Annotated in this window: 32 protein-coding genes; all 32 read left to right on the top strand. The window is 45.3% G+C overall.

The annotated features are described in order from the left end of the window. Positions 1–26: 26 nt before the first annotated feature. The 32 genes from LU351_RS07805 (at position 27) to LU351_RS07650 (ending at position 22,058) form a co-directional block, all read left to right on the top strand. Positions 27–254 (top strand): transcriptional regulator, encoded by a 228-nt coding sequence (locus LU351_RS07805; RefSeq protein ID WP_232593507.1) that lies wholly within the window; start codon positions 27–29, stop codon positions 252–254. Between the two features lie 86 nt (positions 255–340). Then, positions 341–1,384, top strand: a complete 1,044-nt coding sequence (locus LU351_RS07800; RefSeq protein ID WP_232593506.1) for a helix-turn-helix domain-containing protein — start codon at positions 341–343, stop codon at positions 1,382–1,384. Then, positions 1,374–1,625, top strand: coding sequence for a hypothetical protein (locus LU351_RS07795; RefSeq protein ID WP_232593505.1), 252 nt, complete (start codon positions 1,374–1,376; stop codon positions 1,623–1,625). The genes LU351_RS07800 and LU351_RS07795 overlap by 11 nt, the downstream gene beginning before the upstream one ends. Then, the gene (locus LU351_RS07790; RefSeq protein WP_232593504.1) at positions 1,622–1,822 is read left to right on the top strand and encodes a hypothetical protein; all 201 of its coding nucleotides are present in this window, start codon (positions 1,622–1,624) and stop codon (positions 1,820–1,822) included. Before LU351_RS07795 ends, LU351_RS07790 begins: the two co-directional genes overlap by 4 nt. 14 nt (positions 1,823–1,836) lie before the next feature. Continuing rightward, the gene (locus tag LU351_RS07785) at positions 1,837–2,016 is read left to right on the top strand and encodes a hypothetical protein (protein ID WP_232593503.1); all 180 of its coding nucleotides are present in this window, start codon (positions 1,837–1,839) and stop codon (positions 2,014–2,016) included. Between the two features lie 12 nt (positions 2,017–2,028). After that, on the top strand, positions 2,029–2,487 hold the full coding sequence (locus LU351_RS07780) for a NinB/YbcN family protein (RefSeq protein WP_232593502.1): 459 nt from the start codon (positions 2,029–2,031) through the stop codon (positions 2,485–2,487). Continuing rightward, complete coding sequence (locus tag LU351_RS07775; RefSeq protein WP_232593501.1) at positions 2,480–2,794, top strand: nuclease domain-containing protein; 315 nt, start codon at positions 2,480–2,482, stop codon at positions 2,792–2,794. Before LU351_RS07780 ends, LU351_RS07775 begins: the two co-directional genes overlap by 8 nt. Continuing rightward, the gene (locus LU351_RS07770) at positions 2,794–3,153 is read left to right on the top strand and encodes an antiterminator Q family protein (RefSeq protein ID WP_232593500.1); all 360 of its coding nucleotides are present in this window, start codon (positions 2,794–2,796) and stop codon (positions 3,151–3,153) included. Before LU351_RS07775 ends, LU351_RS07770 begins: the two co-directional genes overlap by 1 nt. Positions 3,154–3,226: 73 nt before the next feature. Beyond that, the gene (locus LU351_RS07765; protein ID WP_232593499.1) at positions 3,227–3,910 is read left to right on the top strand and encodes a hypothetical protein; all 684 of its coding nucleotides are present in this window, start codon (positions 3,227–3,229) and stop codon (positions 3,908–3,910) included. Positions 3,911–3,927: 17 nt separating this feature from the next. Then, the gene (locus tag LU351_RS07760) at positions 3,928–5,136 is read left to right on the top strand and encodes a helix-turn-helix domain-containing protein (protein WP_232593498.1); all 1,209 of its coding nucleotides are present in this window, start codon (positions 3,928–3,930) and stop codon (positions 5,134–5,136) included. 215 nt (positions 5,137–5,351) lie between these two features. After that, positions 5,352–5,816 carry a glycoside hydrolase family protein gene (locus tag LU351_RS07755; protein WP_232593497.1) on the top strand — a complete coding sequence of 155 codons (465 nt, stop codon included), beginning with the start codon at positions 5,352–5,354 and terminating at the stop codon, positions 5,814–5,816. Then, positions 5,816–6,247 carry a 3TM-type holin gene (locus LU351_RS07750; protein WP_232593496.1) on the top strand — a complete coding sequence of 144 codons (432 nt, stop codon included), beginning with the start codon at positions 5,816–5,818 and terminating at the stop codon, positions 6,245–6,247. The genes LU351_RS07755 and LU351_RS07750 overlap by 1 nt, the downstream gene beginning before the upstream one ends. Next, on the top strand, positions 6,247–6,531 hold the full coding sequence (locus LU351_RS07745) for a hypothetical protein (protein WP_232593495.1): 285 nt from the start codon (positions 6,247–6,249) through the stop codon (positions 6,529–6,531). The genes LU351_RS07750 and LU351_RS07745 overlap by 1 nt, the downstream gene beginning before the upstream one ends. A 140-nt stretch (positions 6,532–6,671) precedes the next feature. Next, positions 6,672–7,382: a Rha family transcriptional regulator gene (locus tag LU351_RS07740; protein ID WP_232593494.1), complete on the top strand. Its 711-nt coding sequence runs from the start codon at positions 6,672–6,674 to the stop codon at positions 7,380–7,382. A gap of 269 nt (positions 7,383–7,651) precedes the next feature. Beyond that, entirely contained in the window at positions 7,652–7,807 is a 156-nt protein-coding gene (locus tag LU351_RS07735) for a hypothetical protein (RefSeq protein ID WP_232593493.1), read from the top strand. A gap of 217 nt (positions 7,808–8,024) precedes the next feature. Further along, on the top strand, positions 8,025–8,459 hold the full coding sequence (locus LU351_RS07730; protein ID WP_232593492.1) for a hypothetical protein: 435 nt from the start codon (positions 8,025–8,027) through the stop codon (positions 8,457–8,459). Positions 8,460–8,535: 76 nt separating this feature from the next. Beyond that, entirely contained in the window at positions 8,536–8,928 is a 393-nt protein-coding gene (locus tag LU351_RS07725) for an HNH endonuclease (protein ID WP_232593491.1), read from the top strand. Positions 8,929–9,094: 166 nt separating this feature from the next. Continuing rightward, entirely contained in the window at positions 9,095–9,559 is a 465-nt protein-coding gene (locus LU351_RS07720) for a phage terminase small subunit P27 family (RefSeq protein ID WP_232593490.1), read from the top strand. Beyond that, the gene (locus LU351_RS07715; protein ID WP_232593489.1) at positions 9,552–11,255 is read left to right on the top strand and encodes a terminase large subunit; all 1,704 of its coding nucleotides are present in this window, start codon (positions 9,552–9,554) and stop codon (positions 11,253–11,255) included. The genes LU351_RS07720 and LU351_RS07715 overlap by 8 nt, the downstream gene beginning before the upstream one ends. Next, a complete protein-coding gene (locus LU351_RS07710) occupies positions 11,252–12,466 on the top strand; it encodes a phage portal protein (protein WP_232593488.1) in 1,215 nt (404 codons plus the stop codon). Before LU351_RS07715 ends, LU351_RS07710 begins: the two co-directional genes overlap by 4 nt. Beyond that, a complete protein-coding gene (locus tag LU351_RS07705; protein WP_232593487.1) occupies positions 12,456–13,241 on the top strand; it encodes a head maturation protease, ClpP-related in 786 nt (261 codons plus the stop codon). Before LU351_RS07710 ends, LU351_RS07705 begins: the two co-directional genes overlap by 11 nt. A 7-nt stretch (positions 13,242–13,248) precedes the next feature. Then, on the top strand, positions 13,249–14,412 hold the full coding sequence (locus LU351_RS07700; protein ID WP_232593486.1) for a phage major capsid protein: 1,164 nt from the start codon (positions 13,249–13,251) through the stop codon (positions 14,410–14,412). Continuing rightward, on the top strand, positions 14,412–14,711 hold the full coding sequence (locus LU351_RS07695; protein ID WP_232593529.1) for a head-tail connector protein: 300 nt from the start codon (positions 14,412–14,414) through the stop codon (positions 14,709–14,711). Before LU351_RS07700 ends, LU351_RS07695 begins: the two co-directional genes overlap by 1 nt. After that, positions 14,708–15,031 (top strand): head-tail adaptor protein, encoded by a 324-nt coding sequence (locus LU351_RS07690; protein ID WP_232593485.1) that lies wholly within the window; start codon positions 14,708–14,710, stop codon positions 15,029–15,031. The genes LU351_RS07695 and LU351_RS07690 overlap by 4 nt, the downstream gene beginning before the upstream one ends. Beyond that, positions 15,028–15,519 carry an HK97-gp10 family putative phage morphogenesis protein gene (locus LU351_RS07685; RefSeq protein WP_232593484.1) on the top strand — a complete coding sequence of 164 codons (492 nt, stop codon included), beginning with the start codon at positions 15,028–15,030 and terminating at the stop codon, positions 15,517–15,519. Before LU351_RS07690 ends, LU351_RS07685 begins: the two co-directional genes overlap by 4 nt. Continuing rightward, positions 15,516–15,887, top strand: coding sequence for a DUF3168 domain-containing protein (locus LU351_RS07680; protein ID WP_232593483.1), 372 nt, complete (start codon positions 15,516–15,518; stop codon positions 15,885–15,887). Before LU351_RS07685 ends, LU351_RS07680 begins: the two co-directional genes overlap by 4 nt. Beyond that, a complete protein-coding gene (locus LU351_RS07675) occupies positions 15,884–16,342 on the top strand; it encodes a hypothetical protein (RefSeq protein WP_232593482.1) in 459 nt (152 codons plus the stop codon). The genes LU351_RS07680 and LU351_RS07675 overlap by 4 nt, the downstream gene beginning before the upstream one ends. 2 nt (positions 16,343–16,344) lie before the next feature. Then, the gene (locus LU351_RS07670) at positions 16,345–16,677 is read left to right on the top strand and encodes a hypothetical protein (protein ID WP_232593481.1); all 333 of its coding nucleotides are present in this window, start codon (positions 16,345–16,347) and stop codon (positions 16,675–16,677) included. Positions 16,678–16,885: 208 nt separating this feature from the next. Beyond that, entirely contained in the window at positions 16,886–19,195 is a 2,310-nt protein-coding gene (locus tag LU351_RS07665) for a coiled-coil domain-containing protein (protein ID WP_232593480.1), read from the top strand. Then, positions 19,192–19,566 carry a hypothetical protein gene (locus LU351_RS07660; RefSeq protein WP_232593479.1) on the top strand — a complete coding sequence of 125 codons (375 nt, stop codon included), beginning with the start codon at positions 19,192–19,194 and terminating at the stop codon, positions 19,564–19,566. Before LU351_RS07665 ends, LU351_RS07660 begins: the two co-directional genes overlap by 4 nt. 3 nt (positions 19,567–19,569) lie before the next feature. After that, positions 19,570–21,516, top strand: a complete 1,947-nt coding sequence (locus LU351_RS07655) for a hypothetical protein (RefSeq protein WP_232593478.1) — start codon at positions 19,570–19,572, stop codon at positions 21,514–21,516. Beyond that, positions 21,516–22,058 (top strand): DUF1833 family protein, encoded by a 543-nt coding sequence (locus LU351_RS07650; protein WP_232593477.1) that lies wholly within the window; start codon positions 21,516–21,518, stop codon positions 22,056–22,058. The genes LU351_RS07655 and LU351_RS07650 overlap by 1 nt, the downstream gene beginning before the upstream one ends. The last annotated feature ends 1 nt before the right edge of the window (position 22,059 follow it).

Raw genomic sequence — 22,059 nt, 5'->3', positions numbered from 1 at the left:
AGTCTTTATGTAAAAGGAGGTCAAACATGCCCAACAACCAACATGTAAAACGGGTAGCAAAGATTATTGGTACTCAAGTAGAGCTTGCAAAACGTCTGGGGGTCAAGCCTGCAACCGTAAACCAGTGGGTTACGGGGGTTCGCAGGGTGCCACCAATAAGAGCAGTCCAAATGGAAGATATAACCGATGGTGTAGTAAGTCGAATCGATCTTTGCCCCAACTTTCCTTGGCAAACTTTAGAAAAAGCCGGTTAGCCAAGATGTGTGAATTATTTCAAATTTTTTGGGTTTCGTTAATAACCCCAGGTGAATGTTTTTTTATCCAGTAGTACAGGTGATTAATGGCAATCATAAGAGGTAAGCGCCCGGATTCGGGTTTTTACGTGCTCAATAACGAGATACCGAATGACGAGCGGCTGTCTCTTGATGCAATGGGTTTATTGATATTTCTTTTGACTCGTCCCGACAACTGGGAGATTCAAGAAGCCCATTTGCGTAAACGTTTTGGTATCGGCAGAGACAAGTGCAGAAAGCTTTTGGGCGAGCTTGTAGAAGCTGGCTACGCGCATAAAACTCAGTCTCGTAAATCAGGCGGATCATTTGATAAAAACGATTGGATTATTCAAGAAACACCGTTTACTGAAAATCCGTCAACGGTGAAAAAGGAAGAAAATGTTACAGAAAAGTTACCGTGTACGGATTTACCGTCGACGGGTTTACCGTTAACGGATTCACCGTCGACGGCAAATCAGTCACTTAATAAAGACTTAGATATAACAAATACTGAATTTAATAAAAACTTACTTGATCAAAACGAGTTTGATCACGAGCGTGAGCCGGAAAAGCCGTTGCCGAAGAAATCAAAACCAAAAACATTCAAACCGAATCTCGACGATTGGGAATCATGGCATTGGCCTGAGCGACCGAGTGACGAATGTTTTGATGCTTGGCTTGATGCTCGGAAAAAATCACGAGGGACGATTTCGATGCGAGCGTTCAGGCTTATCGGAAAAGAATTAACACTGGCGAACATGTCTGGTTACACCGTAGAGCAATGCCTTGATACCGCAATGATGAAAGGTTGGCGGGGCTTTGAATTTCAGTGGATAAAAAACTCACAAAATTTTAATCAGGGGGGGAATCATGCAAACAGCTACCGAACTGGGAAACCAAGTTATAAACCAACTCCAGCAGAGCGAGCAGAAGCCGACTTCATCGAGCACATGGAACGCCTCGACCGAGAAGCTGGTGTCAGCCCTGTGGGTGAGAATGGCGCAACTGTACGGCCACCTGTGGACTACCAGAGCGGGGGCTTTTCTGGTGAAGGGCGAACTTTCGAACACGGCGAAATTGTGGTGCAAGAAACTGAGCCATTTGACTTCTGAGGATTTTGCTCGTGGTTTTGCAAAGCTTGAGCAAATTATCAAACAAAAAACTCTGGATGGCGAAGATGCGTACCCGCCAAGTTACGCACAGTTTGAAAGTCATTGCGCAGTGCCACCACAAGCACGAGGTCACCGAGAATTTACACCGCTAGCGCTACCCAGCGACGAAGCAATTAAAAAATCCAAAGATGCTAACAACCGATTTCAACAAGACTTTAAAAACATATTTGGTGACTTATGAATCCGCTGGCCCTGTATCAAAGTGTGCATGACAGATCATGGGCTTATTTTGATAAGCCAGGAACAATTGTTTTAAGTGAGTCAGAGAAACGCATTGCTGAGAACTTTAAAGCTGTCGATTTCTGCAAGCGTATGGGTATTACCGATGAAAGAACTTTGGCGAATGCGCAGAAATTAGATGGGCTTGTTAAGCAATAAATCAGGAGCGGGGTGTGATGGACATGATTCTTTTTATTTTGATGATGTTGATTCTTTTTTATTGTTGTTATTTTTTCATGAGGCTTTGCCTTGCCATTCGGGAAGATTTTAAAAAAAGTGAAAAATATAAAAAGGACTGGGATAAGGCGGGGCTTGATGTCAAAAGTAAACTTGATGAGATTTTTAAACGTTAATTGGGGGATGTGATGGGCGCAGCATGGACAATAAATTCAGATCAAACACTAAAGGCTTTCACTCAGCACGTTAGCGAGCTTTATCAAAAACACAAATACATTACATACACACAACCACGCATTGGTGCTGATCGTTCACTTGATCAAAACGCATTAAGTCACATCTGGTATGGGCAAATAGACAAAGCGCTAAGTCAGCCCACTGGTAGCTCAAGACGATATTGTAAATTGCATTTTGGTGTGCCGTTGATGCGGGGTGAGTGTGAAAAGTTTCGCGTTGCCTACGACACGGTTTTAAAGCACAGGGATTATCCGGAAAAGCTTCAAATAATGGATTTTTTTACGGTCACCAGCTTAATGAGTCGCGAGCAAATGACACGGTATATGGCAACGATACAGCAACACTTTGCATCTGAGCATGGGATTACGCTGGAGAGTAAGGGCGAGTTTAAGAGGTATCAGAATGGCTAAACAAACCGCTCTAACAAAAGCAGCACGCGGTCAAGAGTGCACTGTACAGCTTTATCCGTATTGCAACGGCAACCCAGAGACGACGGTGCTCGCTCATGCTCCTAGCGAGATGAAAGGCATGGGAATAAAAAGCCCCGACTACTGGGGTGCTGATTGCTGCTCTGCATGTCACGACATTATTGATGGTCGTATGCAGGTCAAAGATATTTCGCAAGACGAGATTTACCGTGCTCATATTCGTGGAGTATTTCGTACTTTGAAACGCCGGATCGGGCAGGGGTTGATTAGTGTTAAGGGGGTTAAGTGATGCTGGCCAGAAATGACAATCAGATGTTTGATACACCTTGGCTTCTAGATCAGTGGGCTCGCTGGGCTCGCTCTAATCCCGACAATATAGGGTATCCGACGATTGAGCCATTCAGGCGCTTGCTGGGCTCTAAGGGCTTATCACCCGCTATCTCCGATGATGAGGCAATGAGAGTGGACGCGGCTTTGTCGCGCCTTTTAGCGCGAGACTCTGAAATGGGAGAGGCGGTGACTAAGTACTATTTATATGGTGGAAACTTATCGCGGTTGGCGCGGGAGCTGAAGGTTGACAGGCGCAGAGCGGAGGTGATTGTGAAGGCTGGTACGGCATGGATGGATTGTGCCCTATATGCCTTGTAATCGCCCATTTCATTGTAAAACTAAATTTTTAGGACTAAAATTCCGATTAACTTAACCCAGCATCGAGAATTTTATGTCCAATATTAAAGAGCGTATAGCTGAATTCATTGTTCGCTCCATTGATAAGAGCGTTGTCTTGTCTATTCAGGATAGGATCTACTCCGGCTACAAATTAGCATATGAAGAAACGGCAAAACTTTTTAAACATCGGGAACCTAGCAGACCGAGGGCGCAGCAGCGACACTATCTGATAGATGAAGCATTGGGTGCTCCTATGAAGGGTGTCCAGACTGATTTTATATATACGAAGCCGAAGGGGGAGCAATATGTGGTGCTATCTGTGGGGGACATTTCAATAAGCCACTGCGAATTACATGATAAAGATCTCCCAAGGCCGGCAAAGTATCGCGAAATGCTTGCGCAAATGAATAAGGATTTTGATCCTCCAATAGATGACATGCTCAGCCCATCACCTTTGAGGTCTGATAATGGTCGAACTTTGCATATTGTGATGCTTGTTATTCACTCAGAACAAGATCAAGACTTATCTATTCCGAAAGAGGTTATAGTTGCCGTGCCTCATATTAATTGGAAGGACTTTCACTTAAAGATTCCAATTGTGGAGTTGTTGCAGATGTATACAGATATGCCTGCTGAAGAGGTTTCAGAGCCTGATAACGCATGGCCTGATTTTAGAAAAGAGGTTATTGAGGCGGAACAAGATTCAGCGGAAGAAGATTCAGCTCAAGATGATTAGTGTTTAAGGTATAAATTATGAGAAAAGGGGTTAGTGGGTTTAATTCAGAGAGATTAACCCAGGTGCGTAAATTTTTAGGCATAACGCGTAACGCATTAGCTTCGCTGGTAGGGGTATCACCGGCAACTATTTCCAATTGGGAAAAAGGTACTCAAGCCCCAGAAAACGAAAAATTAAGCCGCTTAAGTGAAGTTGTGAACTTTCCTGAAAGTTGGTTTTTGAAAGATATTGCCAGTCATGGAGAAAAGCCTTATTTCTTTAGATCTCAAGCATCCACTGCGAAGTCTGCTAGAGGGGTGTCACAGATGCGACTTGATTTTCTTTCAGAAATATCTGGATATCTTTCTAAGTGGTTAGTTTGGCCCAAAGTGAATATTCCATTCATTGAAGAAACAAACCCGCTAAATATATCTGATGTTGAAGTAGAGAAGATGGCAGCGAAGTGCCGTGAGGTTTGGGGGTTGGGGTTGGGTCCAATAAATAATGTTGTGCTTACCTTGGAAAATGCTGGTGTCATATTTACCAGAAATGAGATTGGTTACGTTAAAATGGATGGTGTATCCAGGTGGAGTGAGACTGACGGCCATCCATATGTTTTAGTTGCAGCTGATAAAGCAAATGGTATTCGCAGTCGATTTGATGCTGCACATGAGTTGGGGCATTTGGTTCTGCATAGATACGTAGATGGGTCTCATTTAAATTCAAGTTCTACATACAAAGAAATTGAGCGACAAGCCGATCTGTTCGCGGGGTGTTTTCTAATGCCTTCGGAGTCTTTTGTGAATGAAGTTGTTTGGCCTACTCTCGATAACTTTCTGACTTTGAAGCGCCGCTGGAAATGCTCTATTGCTTCTATGATAATGCGATGCTATCAGCTTGGAATTATTGATGATGACACTAAGCTTCGATTATTTAAGGGTATTTCAGCTAGGGGATGGAGAAAGGGAGAACCGTATGATGATCAAGTTCCATTTGAAATGCCAAGGCTATTGAATCGAGCCGTATCAATGTTGGTTGATAATAGTCATATTTCTAAGGGCGAACTGGCCTTTCAATTAGGTTTGCCTAAAGAGCTGATAGCTGATCTTTGCGGCTTACCTGAAAATTATTTTTCTGAACGTCCGCAAGCGGAAAATTTGGTTGAGCTAAAGCTAAAGCCAAGAGGTGTTAATTCCTCGTTAGGTAAATCTGGCTCAGTTTTAGGTTTTCCAAAAAGAAATAATTGATTTTTTGTGCACAATAAATTACTCTGAATCACATATTGTTAATTCTTGCGCCCTAAATAAATGTTTAGGGCGTTTTTGATTTAAAGCTGCGAAACACAAAGCCTCGGCACTCTGTCGGGGCTTTTTTATGCCTGAAATTTAGGATTCTAGCGTACCCCCAATGCGCGTTTTCGGTTGCCCTCTTCGGAGGGCTTTTTTATATCTGAAATAAAACTATGAATAACGTTATCACTCTTGCTGCAAAGATATTGCGTGCTGAAGAGGGCTTTCGCTCGCGTCCGTATTATTGCTCTAACGGTTACCCCACGATTGGGTATGGATTAAAAATTGGTACTAAGTGCGCACCGCTTCACTTTTTCACCCTAACGCTAACAAAAGAAATGGCTAATGCTTGGCTGCTTGATAAATGCAGCTCATTGCTGGACCAGCTTGAGCAAAAAATCCCTGCTTTTATAGAGTTAAACGATGATCGTAAAGCTATTTTGATTAGTATGGCTTATCAACTAGGCGTACAAGGGTTATTAGGGTTTACAAACACTCTTGCGTGTATTGATGCTGATGATTTTGACGATGCCGCACGCGAGATGCTTGATAGCAAATGGGCTGAGCATGACAGCCCTCAACGTGCGGAGCGGCACTCACAAGTGATGCGCACTGGCTCTATTCGGGGTGTTTATTGATGATTAGCGAAGTTGCAGGTTTATTAACATCGGCCATTGATAAGTTTGCAATCAGCAAAGCGGACAAGGCAAAGCTTAAGCACGAGGCCGCAAAGCTGGCAATGGAAGGCAGATTTAAAGAGCAAGAGATGGCAATCCAAGCAATTGTTGCTGAAGCGAAATCATCTGATCCTTATACATCTCGTGCTCGACCAACATTTTTATACGTCATGTACGGCGTGATTATCTTCTGTTTTTTAGGCGGCATCCTCGGCATCTGGTGGCCTGATCAAACATTTCAGGCTGCAAAAAATATAGAGGCTTTATTGGACTCCGTGCCCGAGGGAATGTGGATCATGTTTGGTGCCGGCTATCTCGGCTATGTTAAAAAGCGAAGTGACGATAAATTACTGTTGTCCGGTAATAAAGTTACAAAATCAGGATTACTTTGATGGATGATTTTGACAGATTGGCAACTCGGCTCGAAGCAAGGCTTGTCAGAATCGAAGACAGTCTCAACATGTTGGTACGCATTGAAGAGCGTCAGGCCAACTCAGATGATGCAATTAAGCGCTCTTTTGAACGACTAGATAAGCTTGAGTTAAGGGTACAGGCTGTTGAGGTGGCTCACAGTAAAACGGATTCACAGTCACTGTTTAACTCAAAAGTAGCTTGGACAGTCCTTGGCGCATTTCTGACTATCGCCACAACCGTTATTGCATTTCAGTTGCGTTAATTACGGATACTTCAACACTCAAAGCCCGCATCTCGCGGGTTTTTTTATGCCTGCAAATCGAGAGCACGTCATGGGGGAAAGTGGGCTTACTCTCGGCCCGACGTGAGCGAGTACCCCACCTTTAATCGGAGAGATCAAATATGAACACATTACCTACTGCTGAAATTAAAACCATGTCGAGCCGTGAGATAGCGGAATTGACGGGTAAGCAGCATGGTCACATTAAGCGTGATATAGAGAAATTATGCACCGATTTGAACCATCCAAATTTGGATAGTTCGAATTATGTTCATAATGGTAATACATATACTGAATATCATTTAGATAAAGAGCTGACACTCACCCTGATCACGGGTTACAACCCAAACCTTCGCAGAGTGATCATCAAGCGCTGGCAAGAGCTTGAGCAATTAGAAAAGCCAGTAATCGAAAACAAACCGCGCATTGCACCAGCTCAACACGCAGCCGCTCAATTATCTGGCTACATCGAAGCGAGTAAGTTACTCGGTACCGCCCCGGAAATGGCAAAAGCTATCGCAGTAGACCAAACCCTCAACGACACCGGTGTCGATTTTAATCCGCTATTAATCGGCCATAACACCGTTACGGAAGTACCGCTAATCCCCAGCAAGCTGGGTGAATTAATTGGCAAGACAGCACAGGCAGTAAATAAGCTGCTTCTAGAAAACGGTCTTCAAGTAAAAATAAACGGTAACTGGGCACCAACTGAACTCGGTATGGAATATTGCAGCATGGAGCCATACAAGGCCAAAGATAGTGATCACTCTGGCTATCGCCCTATGTGGTTTAAGCGAGTCTTGGAAGTAATTGCATCAGAGCAGGCGGCGTAAGTTCAACTTACCTCGCCAGAATGGAAATTTCCATTCTGGGAATCAACTATCCAAAAATGGATGGTTAACGATACATCCAAATCTGGATGCATCGCCAATCAAATAGAGATAGGCCCAAATTTGGGCGCATCTAACCCGTTAATTCGACGGGGCAGGTCTTAGAAGAGCTAAGCCAGAAAAATGGCTTAGGTAGATAAGCTCAAATCTGAGCTCATTAATACCGTCATTTTAACTGACGGAATTCCGGCATCGAAAAAATTGGAGTGAACATGGAGCAACTATTAATTGGTCTTCTGGCTCTCGGTCTTCTTTGTATGGCTTTTGGGTTTATTTACTTTGCGAGGCTTGAAAGGCGAAGAATGGACTTTTACACGGACTTTGAGTGTCGCCACGACGAAACCCAAGACATGGAGCTAGATGAATAAGGGAGCTGCCACCGGCAAACAAATGCCCGGTCCCTGGCACTACAGCCGGTAGTGGTGACAGCTAATCCAATCCTTTGATGTTTCCGTCCGTGGAATTCAACCTCTCCTAACTCACAAGATTAATTTGGCGCCATTTGATAATTTTATTTTTCCTTCTCGGTATTCCTTCTATTGAGGTACTAGCTGAAATAAAACTTAAAACCAATAGGGGATTACTATGAGCGGAAGGCTCTACACTCAACCAGATTTGTTTCGGACAAAGGGTTTGCGTTTTGTAAGCTTTGATAATAAAGGGTACATAACGATACAGGGAACGCATGCTAAAGGTAAATTTAAAAATATAGCTCCATTGGAGAAGCATGAGATAATAAGTGCGGGAAATTATCCGCCAGGTGGTACCGCTACGCATGATGCATTTCATCGTCAGTTGGAGCAGTGCTGGTCCCTGGAATTCACTAATAATGCCATCCAAGGCACAAGTGCTTTGGATCATGCGCATGGAGGTGTTGAAGATGACTTGATTGGTGATATTGATAATGAAATTCGAATAGTTGCTTATGTTTGGTTGTATATGAACGGAGGGTGTCCCACAGCTGGGCTCATAAGGACCGCTAAAGTATTAAGCAAACAATTGAAAACTTTACACTATTAAAAATTATCTATTCATTTAAACACAACCCGCCCAGTGCGGGTTTTTTAATGTCTATAGAAAACTAAAGAACTTACTCATGCCCAGCAAAACTCCTCGCCCATGCCGCTCACCTATGTGTCCAGGCAAGACCACAGCACGCCATGGCTACTGTGATAAGCACGCACATAAGGCAAGTGGATGGAGCAAGCGCCAGAGCATAAGCAAGAGAGAAGGTCGTAATGGATCAACAACACGTTGGCGTAAGTTAAGAGAGGCAGTAAGACAACGAGCCAGAGGTTTATGTGAGGAGTGCTCACGCTTAGGGTTACTGGTACACGGCAATGAGTGTGATCACATCATACCGATAAGCGAAGGCGGTACGGATCACATCAGTAACTTACAGTGGTTGTGCAAGGATTGTCATAAGCGCAAGACACAGCAAGAATCGTTAAAAGCACGACGTTCGAGAAGCCATTCTAAGGTATCTTAAAGAGCTTGTATTAACATACAGTATCTTGGTATGAGGCAAATCAATTAATCATGTCATACGCGCAGGTAGGGGGGCTATGTGAATTTCTAGGGCCTTCTCTAAACCACCGCGCGGCCTAGTCACTTTTTCACACCCGCGAAATTAAAGAAAAAATGGGAGGCACTCAATGCCTACTGTTGGCAGACCTCCAAAACCTACGGCGGTTAAGGAGTTGGAGGGAAATCCCGGCAAAAGGCCGCTCAACGAAGATGAGCCGAAGTACGACATCATCCGCAATGCTGACCCACCTAAAACGCTGAACGAAGAAGCTGCCGAGTATTGGTGTCATTACGCTCCATTGCTTGGAAGTCGAGGGGTTTTGACGGTAGCTGATCTGCACAACCTCGAAGTGTTTTGTCAAAGTTACGCTGATTTTCAAGCTGCTGAGCGCTTAGTGATTGAGCATGGAATGTTGGTAGAGGGGGCAAGCGGACTGAAGAAAAACCCGGCCTTAACGATTAAAAACGAAGCGGCAGCACGAATGCAAAGATTTGGTGCGGCGCTCGGCTTAGACCCCTCCAGTCGATCGCGAATTCAGGCTCCAAAAAATCCAGAAGAAGAAAACGAGTTTTTAAAATTGCTGAATGCTTGACCCGGTAAATGTTAACAAGGCGCATGGCTATGCACGTGATGTGGCTAGTCAAAAGATTGTTACGTGCAGGTGGACAAGATTAATCTGCCAGCGCCATATTGAAGATGTCGAGAAGCAGGATTCAGATAATTTTCCGTTCTATTTTGACAGCAAGGAAGCTGAAAAAAAGTGCCGCTTAGCTCAATTATTTCCCCACACAAAAGGCAAGTGGGCACGTGAAAAAAAGCTGATCAAGCTTGAACCGTGGCAATTATTTTTAATTGCTTCGGTGTTTGGTTGGAAGCAAAAAAAGGATGGCTTACGCCGTTATCGTGAAGTTTATGCAAAGGTTCCGAGGAAAAACGGTAAGTCTGTTTTGGCTTCCGTTATTGGTAATTTGTGTGCTTGGCTGGATGGTGAGTTTGGTGCGGAAGTGTATTGCGGCGCAACCACGGAAAAGCAAGCATGGGAGGTGTTTCGTCCTGCTAAATTAATGGTTCAAAAAACGCCGCAGTTGATGAGTGCGCTTGGTATTGAAGTGAACGCCAAGAATATGAACTGCTCACGAGATGGCTCACGGTTTGAGCCAATCATTGGAAACCCTGGTGATGGCTCTAGTCCGTCGTGCGCCATTATTGATGAATATCATGAGCATGATGTTGATGATCAGTATTCAACGATGCGAACAGGGATGGGCGCTCGTGAACAGGCATTAATTTTTATTATCACGACCGCTGGGGACAATATCGCCGGACCTTGTTATGACAAGGAATTAGAAAGCCGGGAATTGCTTGATAATCAAAGCGACGAAGATCGATTATTCCCGCTGATTTATGGCATTGATGACGACGATGACTGGACGCTGCCAGAGGTGTTGGCAAAAGCCAATCCCAATATTGGGGTATCGGTTTTTCAGGATTGGCTGGAAGCCGAACAGCGCAATGCCATTAAGAACGTTAATCGTCAAAATCGCTTTAAAACGAAGCATCTTAATGTTTGGGTTAGCGCGGGCAACCAGTGGCTAAATACCGAGCAGTGGCGAGCCTGTGGTGACAGCAATTTAGAGATAGAGCAATTTCATGAAGATGATTGCTGGTTCTGTTTAGACCTTGCATCAAAAATGGATATATGTGCGTTTGTACAATTGTTTCGGCGAGAGATTAAAGGTCGATTACATTACTACAGTTTTGGTCGTTATTACTTACCTGAAGACTCGCTTGGGTTGGATGAGCGTAATGAATCAGCGTATACCCGATGGTCAGGTAAGGGTTATTTGACACTTACGGATGGGGCAGAAATTGACTTCAATAATTTGGAAGAAGAAATACTTGAGGTCGGTGAAGATTTTGATGTTATTGAAGTACCTCATGATAAATGGCGAGCAACACAACTTGCGCAAAAGCTTGAGGCAGTCGGTTTAAACCCAATTGAAATTGGTCAAGGTTTTGTACTTGGCCCTGCGATGCGTGAACTTGAAGCGGCGGTGGCAAGTGGTCGGTTTCATCACGATAACAATCCCGTCCTAAATTGGATGGCGGGCAATCTCCAAGCCAAGGAATTCAAAGGCAATATTTCCCCCATGAAAGAAAAGAAGCGGCCCGATCAAAAAATCGATGGCATGGTTGCGCTTTTAATGGGTATTAGCCGTGCCATGCTCGATACGGAAAGTGAGCAAGAGGCTATTGATGACTTTTTAAATAATCCGATATCCCTATGAGACTATTCAATACCGTTCGCCGTTGGTTGGGCGCGGGTGCGACTCGCGTGCAACAAGGCGATCAAACCGGGCAGCCGGATGGCTATACCCAAAATGCAGCCGCGTATGTGAATGAAGATACCGCTTTGCAGGTCAGTGCTTTTTGGTCGTGCACGAAATTACTTACAGAGGTTTTTGCCAGCTTGCCGTTGGGCATGTACGAAAAAGGTGAAACACGTAAGCGTATTTATGATCATCCGTTAATTGATCTTCTAACGTTATCGCCTAATTCTCGAATGACTCCAACGGAATTTTTCGAAACCATGCAATTAAATTTGGTATTGCATGGCAACTGTTATGCGCGAATTGCTCGGCGTAATGATGGCACTCCGGTGGCGTTATGGCCGTTACCTGCCCAAAACGTTCAGCCAGAATTACAGCCCAACGGTTCGGTGACGTATTACTGGTATCACGACACGGATGTGCACGCGATTGCTGATCGAAATATTTTACACATTCGCTTATTTGGTAATGGCCTGATTGGTTTAAGCCCATTGTCCTATGCCAGAAACACCGTGGGGTTATCTTTGGCGACGGAAAATTACGCCGCTAAGTTTTACGTGGATGGCGGGAAGCCAAGCGGAGTGTTGTATACCGATGCGGATTTAAGTACGGCTCAACGTAAAAAAGCGAGAGAAAATTTTAGTGAAGTCGTTACCGAAAAAGAAGAGTCTAGGCGTTTACTGGTCTTGCCATTGGGGTTTAAGTATCAGCAAACACAAATCAGTCCCGTAGAAATGGAAGTGCTAGCGACTCGACATTATCAGGTCGCAGATATTTGTCGGTTTATGGGCAATATCCCACCTGTATTGGTGTGTGAAAACACTGGAACCACCACGCTAGGCTCAAGTATCGAACACATTTTATTGGGGTGGTATCGCCTAGGGTTAAACCCCTACGCCCAACGCTGGGAGCAGGCGCTGGCCAAAAAATTATTATCCCCAGCGGATCGTCGTAAATACGCCTTTGATTTTGATTTCGATGCCTTAACGCGCGGAGATTCCAAAAGCCAAATTGAGATGATCAAAGCGTCTGTCGGTGGCCCCATTTTAACGCCCAATGAAGGCCGAAAATTACGCAATTTACCACCCATTGAGGGAGGTGACATTCTCAATCCTTCACCTCATGAGGGAAGAAAAGCAACGGATAAATCGGTAAACCATGATGAGTAAAAATACTTTCTTTAAAACCGAAAATGTCAGCAATGAAAAAAGTCGCTATCACATTAATGGTGTTATTGGGCACTGGGGCAACTCGACGGACGATATTCTTTGGCACATTGAAAATAATAAAAGCTCAGAGCTTGAAATTTTTATTCAATCTCCGGGTGGCAATGCATTTGAGGGATTGGCTATTCACAATGCCTTGGTGGCTCACTCTGCGAGAGTCACTACACAGGTGTTGGGTGCAGCTGCATCCGCAGGCTCTTTGATATTTATGGCGGGCGACGAGCGCATTATGCCTGACAATACACACCTCATGATTCACGAGCCCACTGTTAATGTGAATGGAAAGGCGCGGGAATTAAGAGAGGCGGCGGATTTTCTCGATGGGTTAACTAATTCTTTAGTGTCTACGTATTTGCCTCGCGCCAGTATTGATGAAGAACAATTACTGCACATGATTCGTGCGGAAACATGGATGAACGCTAAAGAAGCGGTGGAATACGGATTGGCCACCCAGAGAGTGGCCGCCAGTGGGGCCAATAATTTGGGAGGCGATTTTAATGCTCGCTTTGCCTCGTTGCCCACTGCGCAGGCCAAAACTCCCATTGATGTCGACTCCATTACCAGCTTAAAAGATGCAGAATCTTGCCTGAGAGAGTCAGGTTTTTCTAAAAGCAAAGCAACCACCATGGTTGCCAAAATACGCCGTTTACTTCAGAGCGATTCTGAAAACGAAACCGCAATTTTAAACACACTGAAATCGTTCAATGCAAAACTCTGAGGTGACTATGCCATTTACTGCTGATGATGTTCAAAACGAACTGAAACACATTCAAAACAAACTTTCTGAATCCATTCAAGCCGTCAACGAAGAGGTAAAAAAACACGGTGAAATAGGAACCAAAAATAAAGAAGCACTGAATACACTGGAGGAAAAAATCAAAGAGGCCACAGCGCGTGTGTTAGAGCTAGAGCAGGCGGGCACCAGCCAAAGTGATGTGGATAATGCCATTAAATCGGTTGGGGCGGAATTTACCGATTCGCAAGCGTATACCGATTTCTCAGCGGGCAATACCACAAAAGCCACGTTCGCCGCAGAAAATAATGCGGTCACCAATGATGAGGCCGCTACTTATACGGATCGTCGCTCAGGGGTGTTAGGGCTGGCCATGCGCAAGTTGCGTGTACTGGATGTATTACCCAAAGGCTCTACGTCCAGTAACTCCATTGAATACACTCGCGAGGTGCTGTGGGATAACAAAGCTGCTGAGACAGCAGAGGGGCCAGGGGCGGCGTATCCTGAATCCAGTATTCAATTTGAAACCACGACCGTACCGGTACGCAATATTGGTCACTTCATTTATGTATCCAAACAGATGTTGGAAGACAATCAAGCCATTGCCTCTTACATTGATGGACGTTTGCGTTACGGGGTGGAATACCGTAAGGATTTACAAGCCTTAAGAGGCAATGGTACGGGTCAGAATTTAAAAGGTATTTTTTCCAGCGGCAGCTTTACCAATGCGACGAACGCCGGTCAAAATATTTACGAGACAGTGCGTCGTGCCATGGCTCAAGTGGAGTTGGCGGATTATTCTGCCACGGCGATTATTTTAAATCCGTCTGATTGCGCGGACATGGACTTGCTTACCGGTAATGATGAGCATTTTATTTCTACTAATCCTCGTGCACAAAATGTCAAAACCTTATGGGGTTTGCCGGTGGTCGAAACCAATGCCATGCCCGCAGGGCGCTTTTTAACAGGGGCGTTTGACATGGCCTCTCAATGGACGGAGCGTCGAGGCGTTGTGGTGGAAATGTCGGACGCCGATGGTGATAACTTCACCAAGGATATGGTGACCATTAAGGCCACAGCGCGTGCGGCATTGGAAATTTACCGCCCCATTTCTTTGGTGGGTGGTGATATTACCGCTGCACCCTCCACACCGTGATGATCGTTTCTATCACTGAACTTCTGGCCCAGCTTCGGTTGGAGCCAGAGGATTACCCGGTAGATTCTCCGCAAACACAGCACTTAACTTTATTAGTCGACGCCGCCGTGGGCTGGGTCAATCACTACACCGGCATTGAATGGACCGAAGAGAACGTAACGCCCAATATCAAAATTGCGATATTGCTCATGGTGGATCATTTACACAAAAACAGTGCCGCGACCGCGCCGGTTGATCTCAAAGAAATTCCCTTCGGCGTCAAAGCCCATGCCGATATTGAGAAACAGGATTTTGTATGAGTGCCAGCCAATTAAATACCCGCTTTGAAATACAGCAGCGGGTGCGTGGTCGAGACGAGCGCGGAATGGAAGTGGATGAGTGGGAAAAAGTGGCGGGCACATGGGGAAAATTAACTTACCAAACCGGTACGCACGAAAGTGTGGAATCTGGGCGCCGGGATATTTCCACCGTTAAAGTCGAAATAAAGATTAACGCCCGTAAAGGCATCGCTATGGGCATGCGGTTTGTGCGCAGCAATGGCGATGTTTTTACTGTGCTGTACGAAACACCCTCAACCCAAAATGCTTACTCAACGTTTATTTGTGAGCAAATCTTATGATTGAAGTCGAAATCAAAGGGCTGGATATCCTTGAACAGCAGCTTATTTCATTGGGTAACGACATAGGCCCAAAGGCATTGCGCTCAGCAGCAATGGCAGCCATGGAGCCGGTTAAAAAAGACATGCTTGCTAATGTGCCTATATTTGAGGGTGAGTCACGTAAGGTCAAAAACAAAAAAGATCAAACGGTAACGCTGTACCCGGGCTTTATGAAATCCCGTATTAAAAAGCGCAGTCGATTAAATCGCAAGGGGCGAGCGGGCCGGCATTTTAAAAACCAAGATACCACCGTTGTGGTTCGTACGGGTGTATTTAGGGTGCCCTATGTGGTGCAGCAAGAATTTGGAACTACCCGGCATTCGGGAAAACCGTTTATTCGGCCCGCACTGGATAAAAATATCCATGTGGTAACCAATCTATTTAAGAAAAAACTGCAACAGCGCATTAAGTTTTGGTTGCGCAAACGACAGAGAGAATCGAAACGATGATCGAGCATTACGTCTCTCAACTTTTACACACCAATACGGCGTTGGCGAACATTGTTGATGATCGTATTTCTTTGCATATTTCCAGTGCTAAAGACGATTTTGTTACCTTTAAGTTACCCAGCCACCGCCGTTCATTGGATATCTCGAACGAAAAATCCAACAACATGGCTCGCGTGCAAGTTGACTGCTACAGCAAGCGCAACGCACGCACGATGGCCAACGCCATTGTTGATGCCTGGCATGGCGCGGTGATCCCGCCGTTTGACCAAATTATTAATGATTCTGAAATTACCTTTTATGAAGACGATACGCATTTAGAGCGGATCACTTTGGATTTTGCTTTTTATTTTAGTGAGGTCAATTTATGACAAAGCCAATTGCTAACAACACCACTCCTATTATCTCGCAGGGTGCTGAGCTAGAAGTGGAAATTGCCGATTCTTGGACATTGGCTGAGGGGCTGGAGTCCATTCCTCAGTTCGGTGGCGAAGGCTCCTACACCGAAGATCAAGATATTCATGAAATCACCAAGCGCCATGCGCCGGGCATTCAGGGGGGCGGCGAACTGGAGCTGGCCTTTAGGCGGATTGCCACCGATGCAGCCCAAAACTACCTTTTAAATAAGGCTAAAGATCAGAGTGGGATTCGTGACGATAAGCTGGCTCGCGTTAGAGTGACTTACCGCACCGGTGACATTGTTACGTCAGAAATATTACTTAATGGTTGGTATCTTGGAGCGGCCAATCAAGGTGATGAAAATCAAATGATGGCTGTTAAAGGTCAAATTCAAAATGTTCCAGAAATTTCCAGCGTAGAAGATTAATTATGAACACCTTTAGTTTTGAAGACTTATTAAAAGAACCCTGCTTGCGTACACGCGAGGCAAGCATTGAAGGTTTTGGCCGAGTAACGGTGCATGAATTAAGTAGCGCCGATGCTGCGAAAATTACCAAAGAGGCGCAAGCGCTTATTGATGATAGCGAAGCGTCTAAATTGCATTTGGCCAAATCGGTCGTGCATATTTTAAAGGGCAGTCCGGCCACCAAAGCCGAGGCGGAAAAACTCTCAAAAAATCTCAGCACCAGTATGCTTAACGAGATATTCAACGCCGCGATGCATTGGCGGGTTGATCCGCTGGACATTGAAAAAAACTCCTAGGGCATCCTGAAAACGGATGCTTACTAGAACTCTCTGAAGCCTACCAAGTCCCACTCTATAAACTTTCTGAACTCTTTTCGCCTCTAGAATTGCAAACACGCCTTGTACATCGCGTGCTTGCCAAGGGCGGCACCTACGATCATCAAAAAATTCACCGCGCTCGTGTCGATAATTTTCTGGCCGAAGCACGGCAACACTGGAATCACTAATGGCATCAGGCACTCTTGCAACGCTCACCGTTGATTTTGTGACAAACACAGCGGGTCTCAGTACCGGTTTACGAAAAGCGGCAAATGACTCGCGCCATTGGTCGAGAAATACGAAAAAACACTTTTCAAGTGTTTCTGCTGCATCAGTAGCGGCAGTAGCGGCCACGACCGCTGCGGTCTCTGCATTGGTGATAAAACAAGGTGATGCTTTGCTGCAATTGCAGAGCTACGCTACGTTGGCGAATACCAGTGTTGCAGATTTGGAGGCGTATGCCTTTGCTACTTCGCGGGTGGGCATTGAGACGGAAAAGCTCGCGGATATTTCAAAAGATACCCAAGATAAAATAGGAGACTTTGTTGCCACAGGTGGTGGTGAATTTAAAGATTTCTTTGAAAAGGTCGCCCCTCAAGTGGGTTTGACGGCGACTGAATTACAAAGAATGAGCGGGCCTGATGCACTGATAGCCGTTAAAAAAGCGCTCGACGATGCGAATGTTTCCGCCGGAGAGCAGGTTTTTTATCTCGAATCTTTGGCGAATAACGCTGCATTATTAATGCCCTTGCTGGAAGACAACGGATCAGCGTTAAGAGAGTTTGCAGAGCGGGGCAGAGAATTAAACGGCTCTATTTCCGATGTGGATGCCCAAAGCTTAATTGATGCGGCGAGCAACACTCGTGAATTTGAAATTGCATTTAACTCTCTATCTCGACAAGTTGCGGCTAATTTTGCCCCCATGATCAACAGCTCACTGGAAAGTATAACGAGCATGGTCACTGGCTTGCGTGACGCTCTTGCGGATGATAGCACTAAGTCAATTGAGTATTTGGTGGGAGAATTTGACAAGGTTTCAGACAGCATTGAACAGGGTGGTCGCGCTGGGATTAAAGCGCGCAATCAATACCGGGAATTATTAGCGCTGCTGCAAGAGTACAGTCCATTACAAATTGAATTAGCTCGCAATACCAATGCGTTGTCGGATGCACAAGAGCGGCTGAATGAATTACAGGCACCCAGAAATAGCGGGCGTTCTAGAGTCAGAAAGGAGCAGATTGAAGCGTACAAACAGCGTAAAGCGGTGATAGAGGGAGAAGTAGAGGCGCTGCAACTCAGAAATGCAGAGTTGCGCAAACAGGTGGATTTAGAGGTTAAATCTGCCCAGGCGACCGAACCGCAAACCGCAAAAATTATACCTGAAGTTGAACAAACCATAGCGGCTTTAAAAAAGCAGGCGGAAACCACGGGAATGGGTCAGAGGGCATTAGCGCTGTATAACGCTGAGCAATTAAACGCTGCGCCTGCACAATTAGCGGCGATAAATCAGTATCATGATTTGATCGAGGCTAAAGAAAAGGATTTATGGCTAGACAATTTGCGTGTGCAGAATTCAGCAGCCAATGCGCGTGCTTTTGAGCAATTACAGGTTGGCTTGCAAACGGAAGAGCAGCACATTGCAGACAGTTATGAGCGTCGCCGCAATATTATTTTAGACAACACTCAAGCGGGCAGTGAGCAACAATTATCGTTACTCAGCCAATTACAATCGCAATTCAGCGAGCAAATGTTATGGGGTTTACCAGAGCCTCAATACAATTACGATCAACAGTTGCTCGACCTCGAAAGTTTTTATAATCAGCGTCTAGAAGTCATCCGGCAGCAATACGGAGCGGGCTCTGAGTTAGAGATTGAATTAACTCGACGTGCCGAAATTGCCAAACAGGAAATTCAAACGCAATCGCATCTTGCTCAAGTGGGTATGGCGTCGGACTTTTTTGGCACCTTGGCAGGCTTATCATCTGCATATAGTGGAGAGCAGAGTAAGACTTATAGAGCATTGTTTGCTGCAAGTAAAATATTTGCAGTTGCAGAGTCAACTATCAAGATTCAGCAGGGGCTTTCTCAGGCGTGGTCATTGGGTTTTCCGGCTGGCATTCCTGCAGCGGCAACCGTTTTGTCGCAAACAGCAGGCATTATCAGTACGATAAAGAATACAAAAATGCAGAGCTTCGACGGTGGCGGCTTCACTGGTTACGGCCCTCGCTCAGGCGGCATTGATGGCAAGGGCGGATTTCCCGCAATCTTACATCCCAACGAAACCGTCATGGACCACACAAAAGGCCAGGGCAGCATCACCAAAATTACCATCATTAATAATGGCCAGCCCAAAACCGCTCAGGTACAACAGCGCGGCGGCGAAGCGACCATCACGCTTGATGACGTAGAGGATTATTTGGATAACCGCATTCAGCGCGGTCAGGGCCTCTACAGCACAATGAAAGATACCTTTAATTTAACACCGAACGCATTATGAAAATTTATTGGCCAGAACATTTACCGCTGCCACAGCGTAGCGGCTATTCCGTGCAATCCAACCCCTCACTAATTCGCACCGAAATGGAAAGCGGGCCGCCTGAAGTCTCACGCACCTCGCACATCACTATGCGAGAAATTAACGTTAGTGTGTTTTTAACGGACAGCCAAGAAAAAGATTTTTGGCATTTCTTTGAATCGGCAAGTGGTGCGAATGGGGGAGCGAATTACTTTTCTATGCCTGTAAAAACCGTGGGCAATGTTGTTCCTCACCAAGTGCGCATAAAAGACAGTCCGGCCTCCATGCTTGTTGGTGTTAACTCAGTTGAAATTAAATTTACAGTCGAAACCGACGAAGCCCATTACGAGTAAATTATGATTACATTAAAAGGTCAGTTACAAGACCCGATTAACGGCGGCGGTTTGGCAAATGCGTTAATTACTTTGACTGCAAAACGTAATGAAGCCGTTGCTATCGTCAAGAGTGCAAGCGCGACGTTTGAAACGGATGCTGCTGGTAATTATGAGCAATCTGTTTTACCCGGTTTTTATAATGTCCGAATCTCAGTTGTTAATGTTGCGCGAGAGCTGGGTAGTATTGTTATTAATCCCGAAGACAGAGGAGAAATAACATTAAACTCCTTGCTCTCTGAAAATGATACACCGCTAGGAACCGTTGAAACTGAATTGCGCGCAATATTGCAAGAGGTACGAGAAAAAACCGCAACCACATTGGAGTCTGCACAAATTGCGGTTGATGCAAAAGATGAATCTGTTGCGGCGGCGGATGCGGCAAAAACTTCTGAGAACAATGCAAAAGCCAGTGAAGGGGCAGCAGCGAACAGCGCTCAGTCAGCACTGAATGATGCAAATCGTGCAGATGAAGCAGCGACACAAGCAGTTACTGCAAGTAATGCAACGGGTGAAAATCTTATTGAGGTAAGCCGTCTAGCTGATCAAGTCGCTAATGATGCAAACACATCAACTCAAATGCGAGAAGATTTAGAAGCAGCGGTTGAGTCAGCTTCGAATAGCGCAACCAGCGCGGAAAATAGTGCGACGTTAGCATCAGAAAGTGCTCAGCAATCGAATAATAATTTATCGACAGTACAGGCGCTTGAAGCCGGCGCACAAGAAGCCTTAACCGGCGCTCAAGAATCCGAAAGAATCTCAACAGAAAACGCCAGCACAACAGAGTTAAATAAAAATAATGCGGCTCAAAGCGCAACGGATGCGCAAGCTGCGTTAGCTGAAATTACTACTATCTCGCAAACTGTATCGAGCGACGCCGCCGATAGCGCTGCGTCAGCCAGTGACGCAAAAGCCGATGCCGATAGAGCGGAAGTTGCAGCAACGCGTGCGGATGACATTGCTAAAAGTATTGCCAATGCATTGGTGTTTATGGGGGCGTGGGACGCATCGTCAAATACTGAGCCACCAATACCAGAAGGAGAGCCTAACGAGCCCGCTCACTTTTATAAAGTCTCTGTGGCCGGTCAAATTAACGACGTAAATTATGCCGTTGGTGACAATATTGTTTGGGACACGCAGGCCAACCAGTGGTTCAAAATCGACAATAGTGATGCGGTTTTTAGAGTCAATGGAAAACAGGGTGACGTCATTATTACTGCTTTAGATGTCGGGGCTTTACCTTCTGGCGGTACAGCTCAGAATTCCGAACTTTGGGATGGTCACAGGTTTGGTGATATTTTAAATCAAGATGTTAGAACCACCGCTCGACCCACATTTAATGGGGCCACTTTTAATCAAAATATTACCTTAAGCGGCTCAGCAAGTCACATCATTGGCCGCTTTGGTAATATGGTTACATCTCGCGATGGGTGGTTAAGGCTTAATGATGGCGGCGGGCACGAGCAAGGAACGTATTGTAACGGCCCAAAGTTTAGAGCTGATGCACGTATTGAGATGGGTAGCAGCGGAACTCATTTTTTAGTGACGCCCAGTATTTGTAAGCACGCCGGAAACGACCTTGCCTACACCTCAGAAAGAGAAAATGACGGCACGATTAGATACTGGATAAATAAAAGGGAAAGACAATTTATTGTAACGGGACGGTCTGCTGTAAGAACCACAGGTGGTCGCGGTACACAATTAGTGGGATTTCCGTCTAAGTTACCAAGTATAAATTATACCCTTACATTATCATCAGAGGCGGCTAACGGTAATAAGCCCGGAGCAGATTTAAGGTTCTATTGGGATGAAGGTGATGACCGTGCACAACGATTCAGAGTGATAATGACCGCTCAAAGTGAGTCTAATGCATTACACTCATTTCATTGGCAAATCATAGGGTTTTTCTGATGCTCAAAATTGACGATCAAATTCAGAAAGAAGCCATCGCCCGCGCCGACGTTAACATCCAGCAAATCCCCACTTTTGAATTTATCCACCCAACTTTTCCCGAACCAATACGAGTTGTCCCGTTAAAAGATAATCGCGAACGCCCCACGTTTGATTTTAAACTTGATGATAATGCGCTTTTTAATCCGGGTGAGGTGGTCTCGTTTCGTGGCCTTGCGGGCACGTTTACCGAACCGGAAACCAGTACTGAAGTTGATAACACCGCTACAGTAACACTCGATGCAGTGAGTGGAGAAGTGCAAGCGTACATCGCGGCAGCCAATAAAACGGTTTATCCGGTGGAATGCATGATTCGTCAGTACACCTACAATCACATGACGAAAACCACTCTTGGTAAGCCGTCGATTATTCGTTTGCAGGTGCGCGGTGTTACGGTCACTTTAACCCAAGTACAAATGCAGCTCGGTTATAAAAACTCTGCAAACCAAAAATTCCCTGCTCACACTTACACCCCTACAAGCAATCCCGGCTTGATCGAGTAAT

Origin of the sequence: Marinibactrum halimedae, assembly GCF_021234875.1 — a bacterium.
Classification (GTDB): Bacteria; Pseudomonadota; Gammaproteobacteria; order Pseudomonadales; family Cellvibrionaceae; genus Marinibactrum; species Marinibactrum halimedae.
This window is presented reverse-complemented; position numbering and strand designations above follow the sequence as displayed.

Bases quoted from the DNA above. Each gene is read 5' to 3' on its own strand.
- LU351_RS07805 (WP_232593507.1), top strand. From the start codon at position 27: ATGCCCAACAACCAACATGTAAAACGGGTAGCAAAGATTATTGGTACT.
- LU351_RS07800 (WP_232593506.1), top strand. From the start codon at position 341: ATGGCAATCATAAGAGGTAAGCGCCCGGATTCGGGTTTTTACGTGCTC.
- LU351_RS07790 (WP_232593504.1), top strand. From the start codon at position 1,622: ATGAATCCGCTGGCCCTGTATCAAAGTGTGCATGACAGATCATGGGCT.
- LU351_RS07780 (WP_232593502.1), top strand. From the start codon at position 2,029: ATGGGCGCAGCATGGACAATAAATTCAGATCAAACACTAAAGGCTTTC.
- LU351_RS07775 (WP_232593501.1), top strand. From the start codon at position 2,480: ATGGCTAAACAAACCGCTCTAACAAAAGCAGCACGCGGTCAAGAGTGC.
- LU351_RS07770 (WP_232593500.1), top strand. From the start codon at position 2,794: ATGCTGGCCAGAAATGACAATCAGATGTTTGATACACCTTGGCTTCTA.
- LU351_RS07765 (WP_232593499.1), top strand. From the start codon at position 3,227: ATGTCCAATATTAAAGAGCGTATAGCTGAATTCATTGTTCGCTCCATT.
- LU351_RS07760 (WP_232593498.1), top strand. From the start codon at position 3,928: ATGAGAAAAGGGGTTAGTGGGTTTAATTCAGAGAGATTAACCCAGGTG.
- LU351_RS07755 (WP_232593497.1), top strand. From the start codon at position 5,352: ATGAATAACGTTATCACTCTTGCTGCAAAGATATTGCGTGCTGAAGAG.
- LU351_RS07750 (WP_232593496.1), top strand. From the start codon at position 5,816: ATGATTAGCGAAGTTGCAGGTTTATTAACATCGGCCATTGATAAGTTT.
- LU351_RS07745 (WP_232593495.1), top strand. From the start codon at position 6,247: ATGGATGATTTTGACAGATTGGCAACTCGGCTCGAAGCAAGGCTTGTC.
- LU351_RS07740 (WP_232593494.1), top strand. From the start codon at position 6,672: ATGAACACATTACCTACTGCTGAAATTAAAACCATGTCGAGCCGTGAG.
- LU351_RS07735 (WP_232593493.1), top strand. From the start codon at position 7,652: ATGGAGCAACTATTAATTGGTCTTCTGGCTCTCGGTCTTCTTTGTATG.
- LU351_RS07730 (WP_232593492.1), top strand. From the start codon at position 8,025: ATGAGCGGAAGGCTCTACACTCAACCAGATTTGTTTCGGACAAAGGGT.
- LU351_RS07725 (WP_232593491.1), top strand. From the start codon at position 8,536: ATGCCCAGCAAAACTCCTCGCCCATGCCGCTCACCTATGTGTCCAGGC.
- LU351_RS07720 (WP_232593490.1), top strand. From the start codon at position 9,095: ATGCCTACTGTTGGCAGACCTCCAAAACCTACGGCGGTTAAGGAGTTG.
- LU351_RS07715 (WP_232593489.1), top strand. From the start codon at position 9,552: ATGCTTGACCCGGTAAATGTTAACAAGGCGCATGGCTATGCACGTGAT.
- LU351_RS07710 (WP_232593488.1), top strand. From the start codon at position 11,252: ATGAGACTATTCAATACCGTTCGCCGTTGGTTGGGCGCGGGTGCGACT.
- LU351_RS07705 (WP_232593487.1), top strand. From the start codon at position 12,456: ATGATGAGTAAAAATACTTTCTTTAAAACCGAAAATGTCAGCAATGAA.
- LU351_RS07700 (WP_232593486.1), top strand. From the start codon at position 13,249: ATGCCATTTACTGCTGATGATGTTCAAAACGAACTGAAACACATTCAA.
- LU351_RS07695 (WP_232593529.1), top strand. From the start codon at position 14,412: ATGATCGTTTCTATCACTGAACTTCTGGCCCAGCTTCGGTTGGAGCCA.
- LU351_RS07690 (WP_232593485.1), top strand. From the start codon at position 14,708: ATGAGTGCCAGCCAATTAAATACCCGCTTTGAAATACAGCAGCGGGTG.
- LU351_RS07685 (WP_232593484.1), top strand. From the start codon at position 15,028: ATGATTGAAGTCGAAATCAAAGGGCTGGATATCCTTGAACAGCAGCTT.
- LU351_RS07680 (WP_232593483.1), top strand. From the start codon at position 15,516: ATGATCGAGCATTACGTCTCTCAACTTTTACACACCAATACGGCGTTG.
- LU351_RS07675 (WP_232593482.1), top strand. From the start codon at position 15,884: ATGACAAAGCCAATTGCTAACAACACCACTCCTATTATCTCGCAGGGT.
- LU351_RS07670 (WP_232593481.1), top strand. From the start codon at position 16,345: ATGAACACCTTTAGTTTTGAAGACTTATTAAAAGAACCCTGCTTGCGT.
- LU351_RS07665 (WP_232593480.1), top strand. From the start codon at position 16,886: ATGGCATCAGGCACTCTTGCAACGCTCACCGTTGATTTTGTGACAAAC.
- LU351_RS07660 (WP_232593479.1), top strand. From the start codon at position 19,192: ATGAAAATTTATTGGCCAGAACATTTACCGCTGCCACAGCGTAGCGGC.
- LU351_RS07655 (WP_232593478.1), top strand. From the start codon at position 19,570: ATGATTACATTAAAAGGTCAGTTACAAGACCCGATTAACGGCGGCGGT.
- LU351_RS07650 (WP_232593477.1), top strand. From the start codon at position 21,516: ATGCTCAAAATTGACGATCAAATTCAGAAAGAAGCCATCGCCCGCGCC.